Here is a 12,700-nt window from a genome sequence, read left to right on the forward strand (position 1 = left end):
GGGCCGATAAGCGATACCGTTGCCCACAACATGGCACGCAATGGTCTGCTGCAAGCAGCGCGTTGCAATGCCGACTTGCGCCTGCAGGTGCAATCGGCCATTCTTACCGTAGGTGCGTACCTTGTCGTCAGGCAGGAGGCTACGGCCGGGGTCATGATTGTCAGTTCGATCATGATGGGGCGTGCGCTGGCTCCGGTCGATCTGGCCATTTCAAGCTGGAAACCCTTCCTCATTGCGCGCCAGAGTTGGGCGCGGCTGGAGGACCTCTTGGAAAAGGTTCCTGAAACCGCTCCTGTTGTGCCTATGCCTGCACCTGAACGCGAACTGCGCCTGGAAAGCGTGACAATCGTTCCGCCCGGTGAAAGCAAGCTGACCGTGACCGGCCTTGCGTTTGCCATTCAGGCGGGAAGCGCACTTGGGGTCATCGGCGCATCGGGTTCGGGCAAGTCGACACTCTCGCGCGCCATCGTCGGCGCATGGACGCCGGTCGCCGGGAAGGTTCGCATCGACAGCGCAAGCCTCGATCAATGGGACCGGGAAGCACTAGGCCGTCACATCGGCTATCTGCCACAAGGTGTTGAATTGTTCGATGGCACCATTGCCGAAAACATCGCTCGTTTTGAAGATGATCCTGACCCTGAGGCTATTGTCGCCGCGGCGAAAGCAGCGGGCACGCACGAACTGATCCTCCGATTTGAGCACGGATACGAAACTCCGATTGGTGAGGCCGGATCGGCACTTTCCGCCGGGCAGCGTCAGCTTATCGGTCTTGCCCGGGCCCTTTATCGAGACCCTTTCCTTGTCGTGCTGGATGAACCCAATGCCCATCTCGACGCGGAAGGCGAAGCTGCAGTCGTTAATGCGATCGCCTCCGTGCGCGAGCGCAAGGGCATTGCGGTTGTCGTCGCCCATCGGCCGAGCGCCATCCGCGCCGTCGATTTGGTGTTGGTGATGGAAGGTGGACGGCAGCGATCATTCGGTGCGCGTTCCAAAGTCCTGAAGGCCATCCAGTCTACACAGGATCACGTGGCAGAGCGCGCTGACATGGAGGATCCCGGTGTCCGGCATTCATCAGAACAATGACGTTTCGAGTCCATTCGCCGGCACCTTGTGGCGGGCCTTCTGGCGAGCGTGATCTTTGTGGGAGGAGCCGGAGCCTGGGCGACCTTCACGAATCTCTCCGGTGCGGTTGTAGCGTCCGGACACTTTGTCGTCGTTTCCTAGGTCAAGAAGGTGCAGCACCCGACTGGCGGGGTGGTCGGAGNAGCCGGAGCCTGGGCGACCTTCACGAATCTCTCCGGTGCGGTTGTAGCGTCCGGACACTTTGTCGTCGTTTCCTAGTGAGAAGATACAGCACCCGACTGGCGGGGTGGTCGGAGAAATCCTGGTGAACCCGGCATTTCGTACTACCTGGTGCGCCTGTCGGTTCCGATCTCGGCTCGCGCGAACGCGCTCCCTAACGTTCCATTGCTCGCAATGGGCAGTGCCGGCGCGACTCGGCAACACAGCCCCATGCCCGTTCTTCCGAGGGCGGCCCAACCAGGACGACCGGTTGCCAAGTTTTCCTGGACCGTTCTTTGAGTGTGAATGTTCGGGCCGATTGCCTGGGGCGTGTCCCCGCCGCCTGCGAGCCCGCAACTGCTCAGCAGAAGGGCGAAGTGAACGAGAATGCATCCATTTCGTAAATGTATGCCTATCCAAGCAATCGATTTCTCCAATTGTCCGATGACGAATATGAACGACTCAGGCAGGGGCATCATTAGGAGTATTTTCAATGGCAAAGATTATCGAAGGTGGCCCGGGTTCCGAAACACTCCTCGGCACCGAGGGTGTTGACTGGATCGAGGGTTACCAGGGCGGTGACTGGCTTGACGGTCGTGGCGGCAACGACGAGATCTCGGGTGGCGCGGGCAGTGACCGAGCCATCGGCGGCAAGGGTAACGACCGCATCTTCGGCGGAGATGGCTGGGACGATCTCTCCGGCGACAACGGCCGCTTCAACGCGCGCGTCTCCGGTGAGGACAATGACAGGCTCAGCGGCGGACCCGGCCAGGATGTCCTCTACGTGGGTGACGGCCAGGACACGTTGACCGGGGGCAGCGACAGTGACACGTTCGTGTTCCAGTTCCACAATCCGGTGCCTGGGGTTGTCGGGTCGACGTCGGACATTACCACTATCACCGATTTCAACCCGGCGGAGGACAAGTTCGCCTTCGATGCGGTGGGCCTCTACAACGATGGTTTTGGCGCGAACTTCGTCAACAACGCCAGCATACAGTCCGGCTACCCGGTGAGCAGCTTCTACAGCGGTGCGGCCTCGGGTGCGAACGGCGAACACGTCGTGGTGATCACTGGCGAATCTTTCAACTCTGCTAATGAGGCGGCGAGTGCGATCTCCGGCGAGCACGCCGGCGATATCATTGTCTACCAAAGCAGCTACACCGACAGACTCGCAACTCTGGCCTATGTCACCGCCGACGGCAGCGCGCACGAGTTCGCCCACCTGGGCGGTGTGGTCACCGTGGCAGACCTGGGCCTGACCGCGTCCGACTTCACCTTCGTTTGATCCAGAAAACCCATACGGAACCGCGCCCGCCCCGCCCCCCTGGGCGGGCGCTTTCCCGTTTCCGCTACTTGCCATGGGCCGGGGCGCCCGGGAGCAGTCAGCGTGTACAGTGACGAAGCCCTGCGCGTCGCGCTGGTCGTGCACCGAAATCCCACTGAAGGTGTGGAGGCGGAAGCCTGTTCGGGCCCTTGCGGCCGACCACGATGAATCCCTTCCAAACCTTCAGCCGGACGGTGTTGTTGACCCGCTCCATTAAATGCAGGGACCAAACATATTCGGCGGGAGCACTGATCCTGAACCAGCGAGCGGATGCAGTCGGTTGCCGGTCGGGGAGCAATATAGGGAGCTGGGTCGCCAGCCTCCGGAGACTTACGTGACAACCATTCCTTAAAGGATTCAGCTTTGAAACCCTTCCCTCTGACTTCCGCGATTTGGGGCATTGTGTTGATCAGCGGCGTGGTCAACGTGCTTGCGCTCATCTCGCCGCTGTTCATGCTTCAGGTCTATGACCGCGTTCTGGCAAGTGGCAGCGTATCCACTCTAGTGGGGCTCGTCGTGCTTGCTGCGGGGCTTTATGCGTTCCAATGCCTGCTCGACATTTTGCGCGCCCGCGTGCTGCTGCGGATTGGCGAGCGTTTCGATGGACAGTTTTCCGGACGCGTTCACGATGCGATCGTTCGCCTTCCGCTTTCAACGCGCATGCCGGGCGACGGCTTGCAGCCGCTTCGCGATCTCGACAATGTTCGCGGCTTCTTAGGTGGAAACGGTCCGACAGCGTTCTTCGATCTGCCATGGATGCTGTTTTATCTTGGCATTTGCTTCCTCCTTCATTTCTGGATCGGCATGACGGCACTTATCGGGGCGGTCGGTCTCACATCTCTGACACTCCTTGCCAACACTCTCTCGCAAGGGCCGATAAGCGATACCGTTGCCCACAACATGGCACGCAATGGTCTGCTGCAAGCAGCGCGTTGCAATGCCGAGGTCGTGCAAGCTCTCGGTCTTGGAAAGCGGATCGCTGCCCGATGGCAAAAGGCCAATGCCAAGTGTCTGGCCGCCAACCGGAAAGCTGGGGATGTGGCAGGTGGGCTGGGTGCCATTTCAAAGTCGCTGCGCGTGCTGCTGCAATCGGCCATTCTTGCCGTCGGTGCGTACCTTGTCGTCAGGGAAGAGGCTACGGCCGGGGTCATGATTGCCAGTTCGATCATGATGGGGCGTGCGCTGGCTCCGGTCGACCTCGCCATTTCAAGCTGGAAACCCTTCCTCATGGCGCGCCAGGGTTGGGCGCGGCTGGAGGACCTCTTGGAAAAGGTTCCTGAAACCGCTCCTGTTATGCTAATGCCTGCACCTGAACGCGAACTGCGCCTCGAAAGCGTGACAATCGTTCCGCCCGGCGAAAGCAAGCCGACCGTGACCGGCCTTGCGTTTGCCATTCAGGCGGGAAGCGCACTCGGGGTCATCGGCCCGTCGGGCTCGGGCAAGTCGACACTCTCGCGCGCCATCGTCGGCGCATGGACGCCGGTCGCCGGGAAGGTTCGCATCGACAGCGCAAGCCTCGATCAATGGGACCGGGAAGCACTAGGCCGTCATATCGGCTATCTGCCACAAGGTGTTGAACTGTTCGACGGCACCATTGCCGAAAACATCGCTCGTTTTGAAGATGATCCTGACCCTGAGGCTATTGTCGCCGCGGCGAAAGCAGCGGGCACCCANCGAAAACATCGCTCGTTTTGAAGATGATCCTGACCCTGAGGCTATTGTCGCCGCGGCGAAAGCAGCGGGCACCCACGAACTCATCCTCCGATTTGAGCACGGATACGAAACTCCGGTCGGTGAGGTCGGATCGGCACTTTCCGCCGGGCAGCGTCAGCTTATCGGTCTTGCCCGTGCCCTTTATCGAGACCCTTTCCTTGTTGTGCTGGATGAACCCAATACCCATCTCGATGCGGAAGGCGAAGCTGCAGTCGCTAAGGCGATCGCCTCCGTGCGCGAGCGCAAAGGCATTGCGGTTGTCGTCTGCCATCAGCCGAGTGTCATCAGCGCCGTCGATTTGGTGTTGGTGATGGAAGGTGGACGGCAGCGAGCATTCGGTGCGCGTTCCAAAGTCCTGAAGGCCATCGAGTCTACACAGGATCACGTGGCAGAGCGCGCTGACATGGAGGATACCGGTGTCCGGCATTGATCAGAACAATGACGTTTCAAGCTCCATTCGCCGCCACCTGGTGGCGGGCCTTCTGGCGAGCGTGATCTTTGTGGGAGGAGCCGGAGCCTGGGCGACCTTCACGAATCTCTCCNCTGGTGGCGGGCCTTCTGGCGAGCGTGATCTTTGTGGGAGGAGCCGGAGCCTGGGCGACCTTCACGAATCTCTCCGGTGCGGTTGTAGCGTCCGGACACTTTGTCGTCGTTTCCTATGTCAAGAAGGTGCAGCACCCGACTGGCGGGGTGGTCGGAGAAATCCTGGTGCGCGAAGGGGATAAAGTAAAAGCCGGCGACATCCTCATGCGGCTCGATGCTACCCAGACGCGCGCTAATCTCGCCATAGTCACCAAGCGGCTCGATGAGCTGGCCGCCTACCTGGCACGACTCGATGCTGAGCGTGACGATCTCGCGGAAATCGCCTTCCCGGACTGGCTACTCGCCCGAAGAGATGTTTCAGACGTAGCTTCGGCAATAGATAGCGAGACGCTGCTGTTCGAATTCCGCAGGCAATCCCGCGACGGGAAGCAGGCGCAATTGGCGGAACGCATTACTCAATATCACCACGAGATCGAAGGACTCAAGGCGCAGGAAATTGCCTGCGAAAAAATGATCGAGGTTCTCCAAAAGGAAATTGCTGTTCTAAGTGGGCTGCGCAAGCAAGGCATTGTCTCGGACCAACGGTTGAACAGCCTGAAGATCCAGGTTGCCACTTTCGGTGGCGAGCGCGGTGAGAAGATCGCAGATCAGGCACAGACGGCAGCCCGCATAGCCGAAACGCGCCTGCAGATCCCGCAGATCGATCAGGATTTCAAGTCGGAAGTCGGCCAGGAGCTCAGAGAGGTTCAGGCGCAGGTCGGGGAGTATGTTGAGCGCAAGGTGGCGGTTGAGCAGGAACTGCGGCGGATCGATATCGTCGCGCCGCAGTCAGGCGCCATTCAACAACTCGCAATTCATACGGTCGGCGGAGTGATTACGCCCGCCGATCCGATCATGCTAATCGTGCCGGAAGGCGACGATCTTGCGCTTGAAGTACGAATCACCCCGAAGGACATCGACCAAATCCAGCTTGGTCACAAGGCCGTGCTGCGGATGTCAGCCTTCAATCTGAGAACCACGCCGATATTGAACGGATATGTCAGCCGGATCGCAGCCGATCTGGCGACGGATGAAAAAAACGGCATTTCGTACTACCTGGTGCGCCTGTCGGTTCCGCAGGCGGAACTGACGAAGCTCAAGGGCCTGACGCTCGTGCCCGGTATGCCGGCCGAAGCGATGGTCGAGACGGGCGAGCGTACGGCGCTTTCCTATTTCGTCAAGCCGCTGTCGGACCAAATCAGTCGGACATTCCGGGAGGAATGAAATAACCCAGAGAAATGAGTCTTGGCCATGGTGGCGTTCCTTCGCGGGAATCAGGTGAAATGAACAATCACCAGCCTGCCATGACCGCCCCCTCTCAGCGAATTTGCAGAACTCTCAGCACACTACCGGGACGGCCTTGTCCGGCGAGGTCATACTGCGAATGTCCCATATCGTTTCTCCTCAGGCCGCTATTGGCCAGAGCACAAACGTTCAGGAGGGGGGCCGGGAGCCGACCGTCTACTTTTGGCAACCCTTGCCTTAGAAGCCGCCGAAAAATGGATAGCGTTGAACAAGTGCAGCGCCCTCTGTGTCGCTTCACCTTGCGGCACCAAAGGTCCAGAAGGTCAGTTGTCTGTTCGCGATGAGGGTACCGACGCGACTCTGGGGTGGCGTGCCTGCCCGGGTGGTGGCGTATCAGGGCCCAAATGTTTCGGTAGTGTCCAAGGGGACCGAGTTATCGACCGCGGCCAAGTACTAGCCGAGTTTCGCCGGAGAACCGGCCTCACGGACAACACAGCAATGCGCGCAACCGCTCCGTCGCGCAGTCACCGTTTTAGCCATCGACAAGTTCTTGAACTGGAGAATTGTCTTGGGTTGCAAGTTCACATCTGAAGACAATCCCGATGTGACACGAAATAGGCTGGCTGCGGCCATCGTGGCGGCCGCCATGGACACGAACGAAGCCGAAAACTCCGGAGGCATCCGGTCTACGAAGCTCTTGACATCGCTTTCTCCCAACTGTCCGCATCTGGGCTCGGCAGAAGCGAGATAGGACAAGGCTGCATCAAGGTTTTCGACCTGTCCGGCCAATTCCTTCCGTCGTTCTTCCGGCGACATTGCCCGTAGGGCCGCTTCCCGGGCAGCGGCCTTGGCCCTTCCGTCGTCGGGCACGTTCCAACAGCCCAGGCATTCGGCTTGTTCGACGAGGCCGTATATCACCGCTTGAGCCCTTAAGCCGTCTGTACTTCCGCCCACGACGACGCGGGGGCACAGACCCTGGATGTCCTGACGGGACGTATTGATGTCCACGGCCGATACCACGAGTTCGTACGAGTCCCGCGCTTCCGCCAGATCGAGCTTCGGATGCAGGCCTGACCGGCTCGAGAGGATGTAATCCCGAAGCGTTCCGGAATGTTCCAAGCCCCCCAGTCCGCTGAAGGTCCTGTATCGCTCCACGGCCTCGACCTTAGGTCGGTCGAGATCGTCGAGGCCGGCCAAAAAGCACCGGTTAAGATTGGTGCCCTCGAGGTCGTGGCGGTCATGATCGATGGTAACGAGGAATGAGCTTGCCAATTCGCTGGCGCCCAACACCTGGATGATCCCCTGACCGACGGCGCCTGCCCCGACGACATACAAAGGGGGCAAGCGCGTGTCCGATACGGCTGGACCGTCTTCCAATACTTCCCAGCGGCCGGATTCCCCCGACCACAGGGAATACGCGTCATCCCGGGCGAAGCGTCCTTTCTTCAAGCCTTTGGCGTGCTTGAAGACCTCGCCTGCTGCCAAGGCCGCTGCCAGGTATGGGCCGAGGCAATCGCGCCGGCCGAAAGAACCACCGAAGGCTCGCGGAGCGGAGCCGATCCAGGCTTTCCACCCCTCTCCCCAAACATAGATGCTCGCGCCTCCACGCATCTGACCGGTCATATCTATGGTCAAGTCCTCCACGCCATCGGGTGGAAGCACCGGTATCCGCCCGCCGTTGGCCCAGGACGCGAGGTTCTCGACGGCCTGGAAGGCATTTGCCGGACCGGCCCCGTTCGGCGTGACGACCGTCATCTCGCCTTTTACCGCGACCCGGATCGAACCGACCAAGCCATGCAGCCTAGCCAGTAGATTGACGAGACAGACCAGAAGGTGTTGGCGATTGACTGCCCCTGATACGTCGCCGGCACGAATGAGGATCGTTTTAGGCGACGCGACGTCCCCCAAACCATCCAACGGTCGGGAATGACGATCCCCCAATGCCAAGCCACTCATCGGAAATCCCTTCTGTCCACTGCCGGTGCGGCGATCACCTCAAGGCGGCCATGGACCTGCCCTGGGGATAGCATGTGCCAATAATCGTTCTGCCACTCGTGCACGCCGATGCCTTGCGGCCAGGGCGCGGCCGGGACGCCGTATATCGGGAATACGAGCGAAAGAATCCGGCGGCTCGAAATCATGCGGTCATCATATCGCGAGTGTTCCGTGCCCATGCCGGGATGGCTGTGAATCTGAGCCAAGGGCTTCCACCCTTCGGGCAGATCGCGCACCATTTCGCTGATCGCATCCGGCTCCACATGATAGTTTCCGGGCATAGATCGCTGCGTGGGCGCCCGGACCGATCGCACAAGGGCGGTATCGCCGTCCCGCTCGCCGTACCAGAAAACACACGATTCCCGGCGGCCTGCGCGCTGAAGCAGTTCGCGTGTCGCCGAAATCGCAGTCGGAGGTAAGCGAAGGACGGATCCGATCGGCACATAGGGCCCGGGTGCCGGGTCGCGCCACAATAGGTATTCATCCTGCATGACGATCGAATCTTCCCGAATAGTGGTTGCGGAAAGCACGTTCGATCGCCACCAACGTATGATTAAAGGTATCGCCCGTGCGCCAGAGGGTGGTGTCTTCGCCGCCGTGATTGACGTCGTAGTATTCGAACACAGCGGAACAGCACACGAGCTGGATCTTTTGCCCGCTGGGGTTCTGGTAAGCCGGATGGACGTGGACCTCCGGCGAGGTCAGTTGGGGCAGATGGTGCTGTTCGGCTAGGCCGGCGTAGTCAAGGGTCGCCGGATTGACGAACCTGGCGCTGGGCGGCCAGTCCGAACCGGCAAGAAAATCGAGCCGGAGAAGATACTCTTCGGTATTTCCGCCGAAAGTGCCGCGCATGGGGACAAGCAGCGTCCGGTCCGATGGCCGGCTCCAGCCGAGCTCTTCTATCGTCTGGCCCCTGAAGGACAGCACCCGCGGCAAGTGCTGGCCTAGCACTTGCGTGCCTGCCTGCAGGTCAATGGTGGGCCGGACGCCATGCGATGCCATTTCAGGCCCCCCCGGTCCTGGCCGCGATCTCGAACTTCTTGTCGCACAAACCTTCCTGCTGGGCCGTCTCGAGAGGAAGGCCGAGGTGGTCCATCAGGCTCACTGTCCCGACGTCCGTCTCGGCCTGGAACACGTCACGCTCGTTGCGCATGACGTCGAGCTCCTCGTAGGCCCGGTCCCAGATCGACTGCAGAGTAGTACCGGACTCGACCTTGAAGCGCACCGTTTCCAGTTCACCCAGGTGCTTGACGCGCACCGTCTGCTTCTTTGGCCCCGCAAGCTTGCCCGCCTTGAAGCTTTCGACGCCATCTTCATCCAGGTCGATGACGTCGTCCTCATCGAGGGGAAAGTCGGGCTCGTCCGTCTTTTCCAGATAGATGCTCTTGTCGGCAGCCACGCCCTTCAGCTTGCGCAAGGTTCCGGCCGTGATGAAGCGCGCGGGCCAATCCAGGGGGCCGCCGGCGAAGGCAAGCCGGTAGGATCGGTCGCTCAGGGCGACGATAAACCGCTGTCCGTCGGACAAGGGCACGGATTCGCGGCTGCGGACGTCCTCAAGTTCGCCGTTGTCCCGCATCTGCAGGACATAGCTGTAATCGTCGGACGAAAACCCCGCGGCGAGGGCGATCTGGTCGCCTGAGGGGGTCTGGTCATTTACGGGAACCGCGCGGAACACTAGGTCGGTGCCGGCGATATGGATGCTGCGAATGGGATCGCTGTCGTTCATTTGGTTTCTCCTGCGTCTCGATATCACATCAAATAGTAGCTATTTCTTAGCTAGTCAATACGTGACATGTAGCTATTAATTGTTGACTAGCCTCGTGGATAATGATATGAACGCGCGGCCGTCAAGGAGGACCCTATGGTTGAAAAACGTACGATGACGCTGAATTTGAGTTCTCAGGAGATGGATCTGGTCGATCGCCTCGCCGATGAAAAAGGTTTGTCCAAGACCGCCCTAGTCCGACAGGCCCTCAGGCTCTACCAATCCATCACGGACAGAATAGAACGCGGCGAGAAGGTATTCTTCGAACACCCTTCCACCAAGGAAAAGGCCGAGCTCATGATGCTGAGCTGAAGCCATGTCGGGTAGCCTCATCGGTACCTACGACCTGTTAGACCGGACCGGCAAGTTCACGGAATCCCATCTCCTCAGCCCCGCGGATGCCGGCAATGTCGCCGATATAGACGGCTCGTGGCGCCCGCTCATGGAAGCCAGGATTGCGGAACTGAAAGCCGCCGGCCAATACAACCTGCAATTCCTCGCCGATAACGACATCCAGGACGCTCATTGGCGATGGTCCGAGAAAGTCGACATGGCGTCAAACCGGCTTGACCGGCAGTCGTTCGCGATCGTGGCGGAAGGTGCCACACAGGGCCTGATGCTCGTGACGACTGCAGGTTTTGCCAAAGAACCCTCGCAACGCGGCAAGCCGCTGGTCACGGTGGACCTGCTGGCTACCGCGCCTTGGAACAGACCGCGTTTCGATGCGTCCCCTCGTTTCAAGGGCGTGGGGCGCATCATGATGGTTGCCGCGATCAGCTTGAGTGTTCAAGAGGAATTCAGGGGACGGGTAGGCCTGCACGCCTTGCCACAGGCCGAAGCTTGGTATCGAGATGTGGTTGGAATGACCGACCTGGAAATCGACGACACGCGCATGCGCTACTTTGAGATGACCGAAGCACAAGCGCGCGCCTTCCTCACTTAAACAGAAGGAGCAGATGATGGAGATGCTTATCTCACGCGACTCGCTCCGGCGAAAGATCGAGTCCGATCCGGATACGGACCATGACGCGGGATGGCCGTTGGAAGCCATCGACAATATAGGGATGTTCCTGCCGTCCGAACTTGTGTCGGACGCGGGCAACGTGGTCGAAATGAAGCACGCCTTCGGGGTCTTCATACGCCAGTTGAGACGACGCGACCAATTGTCGGTTGAAACCTTGGGCGCAAAGGCGCGGGTGGAGGCCGCCGAGATCAGGTTGATCGAACGGGACCCCAACTACAAACCCAGGCCGAGGACCGTTCACCAGTTGGCCGAGTTTTTTAGGATGCCGCCACGAGCGCTGATGAAGCTCTCTGGCGCTACGGTTACTAGAGACGAGGTCCTGCAGGAAGAGGCCCAGAAGTTCGCGGCTAAGTCCGATGATTTGTCCAAGCTCAGTAAGCACGAGCAACAGGTCTTGGACAGTTTCGTCAAGTTTCTGGTGCTGGGGCAGAAATGAACCGATGATGGAGGGGACGGTCGGAGCATATGAGGCGGACGACATCCGAGGACTCGTTGACAGGATTCTCCGCGAACTCGGCAATCCCGAACCGCCCCTCCGTCTCCCGGAGGTCCGGCAGTTGCTCGCGCTAGACCTCAAGTACTATAGCTTGTCCAATCCGACGCTCCTGCAGGAAGTCGCGCATAGGATGAAGGTGGCGGGCAAGCAGGTTATCGCCCGTCCGACCATTCTGATCGACGTGATCAAGAAGGCCAACCTCTCCGCCTTATGGATACCCGACGGCAATCGCATCCTGATCGACCAACAGGTTCCCGACGCGAAGAAACGATGGATCGAGGCCCATGAGGTTGGGCATAGTTTCATTCCCTGGCACAAGGATTTCCTGTTCGGCGACGATCAGTACACGCTCGATCCGAACTGCCACGCCAATGTGGAGGCGGAGGCTAATTTCGCCGCCGCACGCTTGCTGTTCCTTCAGGACCGTTTCGCGTGCGAGGCTCGCGACGTCGAGATTACCTTCAAGTCCATCCAGAATCTGGCCAAGCGCTACGGCAATACGATAACCACCACGTTATGGCGCACGGTCGAGGAGCGGGATGGCGAAACGCCGGCATTCGGGATGGTCAGCGCCCATCCGCACCACGACGATATCGGCCGCGACCCCGGCGGCAAGGACGTGCGATACTTCATCCGCTCACCCGCCTTCAGGACGCGGTTTCCGGGGATCACTCAGGAATTCTGTTGGAACTTTCTCAGGGCCAGTGCCGGCCGGGCTAGGAGAGGTCCGATTTTCGACGGAACCGTCGTGTTGACGGACGCGAACGGAGTTCGACACGAGTTCGCGATCGAATGCTTCTGCAACCACCACGCGATCCTGACCTATGCCGTACACAGGCGCCCGGCTCCGTTGATAACACCGGTTAAGTGATACCGCTGCGGCGCTAATAAGCTCGCCCGGCTACGTCCGCTGGTCAGGGAACGGAAGCTTCCAGGCTTAAGCTGCGTGAACGAACGGCCGATACCAGGGCGCATTAGGGCCGCAGGCGGCCATCGTTTTCATTGAGTCGTCTTGGCCAGCCGTGGTCTTCACTTGACCAGGTGCGAGGCATTGAGAGAAATATCAGGAACCGAACCAATCCACAGAAATATTTTGTTGGTATTTCTGTTGGTAGCAGATGCGGCCAACCTTCGCATAAGTCTCTGAAACGAAAACGGGATTTTCTCCACTTGGATTCCGCCTCTGGCACCAGTTTTCTCTGGGTCCATTCCGGACACATAGGTTACGGTTTATATCGGAGACATGGGTAACACTTTTGGCCCGAAGGGGTTTTG

10 protein-coding genes and 2 pseudogenes are annotated in these 12,700 nt (G+C 59.6%); 8 read left to right on the forward strand and 4 right to left on the reverse strand.

What is annotated here, in order from left to right; all coding sequences use genetic code 11:
- From X756_RS136475 to X756_RS136465, 4 genes and pseudogenes are all read left to right on the forward strand, one after another.
- On the forward strand, positions 1–1,083 hold a 1,083-nt coding region (locus X756_RS136475; RefSeq protein WP_023731935.1), incomplete at its 5' end, for an ATP-binding cassette domain-containing protein.
- Between the two features lie 691 nt (positions 1,084–1,774).
- Complete coding sequence (locus X756_RS136470) at positions 1,775–2,566, forward strand: hypothetical protein (RefSeq protein WP_023686103.1); 792 nt, start codon at positions 1,775–1,777, stop codon at positions 2,564–2,566.
- Between the two features lie 402 nt (positions 2,567–2,968).
- A pseudogene (locus X756_RS01000000166430) lies at positions 2,969–4,748 on the forward strand (type I secretion system permease/ATPase).
- Positions 4,735–6,124 (forward strand): annotated as a pseudogene (locus X756_RS136465) (HlyD family type I secretion periplasmic adaptor subunit). Before X756_RS01000000166430 ends, X756_RS136465 begins: the two co-directional pseudogenes overlap by 14 nt.
- A 474-nt stretch (positions 6,125–6,598) precedes the next feature.
- Here the strand turns inward: X756_RS136465 and X756_RS136460 are convergent.
- The 4 genes from X756_RS136460 to X756_RS1000000166930 are packed head-to-tail and all read right to left on the reverse strand — an operon-like array spanning position 6,599 to position 9,866.
- A complete protein-coding gene (locus tag X756_RS136460; protein ID WP_023731939.1) occupies positions 6,599–8,101 on the reverse strand; it encodes a ThiF family adenylyltransferase in 1,503 nt (500 codons plus the stop codon).
- Positions 8,098–8,670 carry a Mov34/MPN/PAD-1 family protein gene (locus X756_RS136455; RefSeq protein WP_198020118.1) on the reverse strand — a complete coding sequence of 191 codons (573 nt, stop codon included), beginning with the start codon at positions 8,668–8,670 and terminating at the stop codon, positions 8,098–8,100. Before X756_RS136455 ends, X756_RS136460 begins: the two co-directional genes overlap by 4 nt.
- The gene (locus X756_RS136450) at positions 8,621–9,142 is read right to left on the reverse strand and encodes a hypothetical protein (protein WP_023731941.1); all 522 of its coding nucleotides are present in this window, start codon (positions 9,140–9,142) and stop codon (positions 8,621–8,623) included. The genes X756_RS136455 and X756_RS136450 overlap by 50 nt, the downstream gene beginning before the upstream one ends.
- Before the next feature lies 1 nt (position 9,143).
- Complete coding sequence (locus X756_RS1000000166930) at positions 9,144–9,866, reverse strand: multiubiquitin domain-containing protein (RefSeq protein ID WP_023686066.1); 723 nt, start codon at positions 9,864–9,866, stop codon at positions 9,144–9,146.
- Between the two features lie 135 nt (positions 9,867–10,001).
- Here X756_RS1000000166930 and X756_RS136445 point away from each other — a divergent pair, with 135 nt between their 5' ends.
- From X756_RS136445 to X756_RS136430, 4 genes are all read left to right on the forward strand, one after another.
- On the forward strand, positions 10,002–10,217 hold the full coding sequence (locus X756_RS136445; protein WP_023686067.1) for a ribbon-helix-helix protein, CopG family: 216 nt from the start codon (positions 10,002–10,004) through the stop codon (positions 10,215–10,217).
- A 4-nt stretch (positions 10,218–10,221) separates the two neighbouring features.
- The gene (locus X756_RS136440) at positions 10,222–10,848 is read left to right on the forward strand and encodes a hypothetical protein (RefSeq protein ID WP_023731942.1); all 627 of its coding nucleotides are present in this window, start codon (positions 10,222–10,224) and stop codon (positions 10,846–10,848) included.
- Between the two features lie 13 nt (positions 10,849–10,861).
- Positions 10,862–11,365, forward strand: coding sequence for a helix-turn-helix transcriptional regulator (locus tag X756_RS136435; RefSeq protein WP_023731943.1), 504 nt, complete (start codon positions 10,862–10,864; stop codon positions 11,363–11,365).
- A 121-nt stretch (positions 11,366–11,486) separates the two neighbouring features.
- On the forward strand, positions 11,487–12,296 hold the full coding sequence (locus tag X756_RS136430) for a DUF955 domain-containing protein (protein WP_210164341.1): 810 nt from the start codon (positions 11,487–11,489) through the stop codon (positions 12,294–12,296).
- Positions 12,297–12,700 lie beyond the last annotated feature (404 nt).

Origin of the sequence: Mesorhizobium sp. LNJC405B00, from assembly GCF_000502615.1 — a bacterium.
GTDB lineage: Bacteria > Pseudomonadota > Alphaproteobacteria > Rhizobiales > Rhizobiaceae > Mesorhizobium.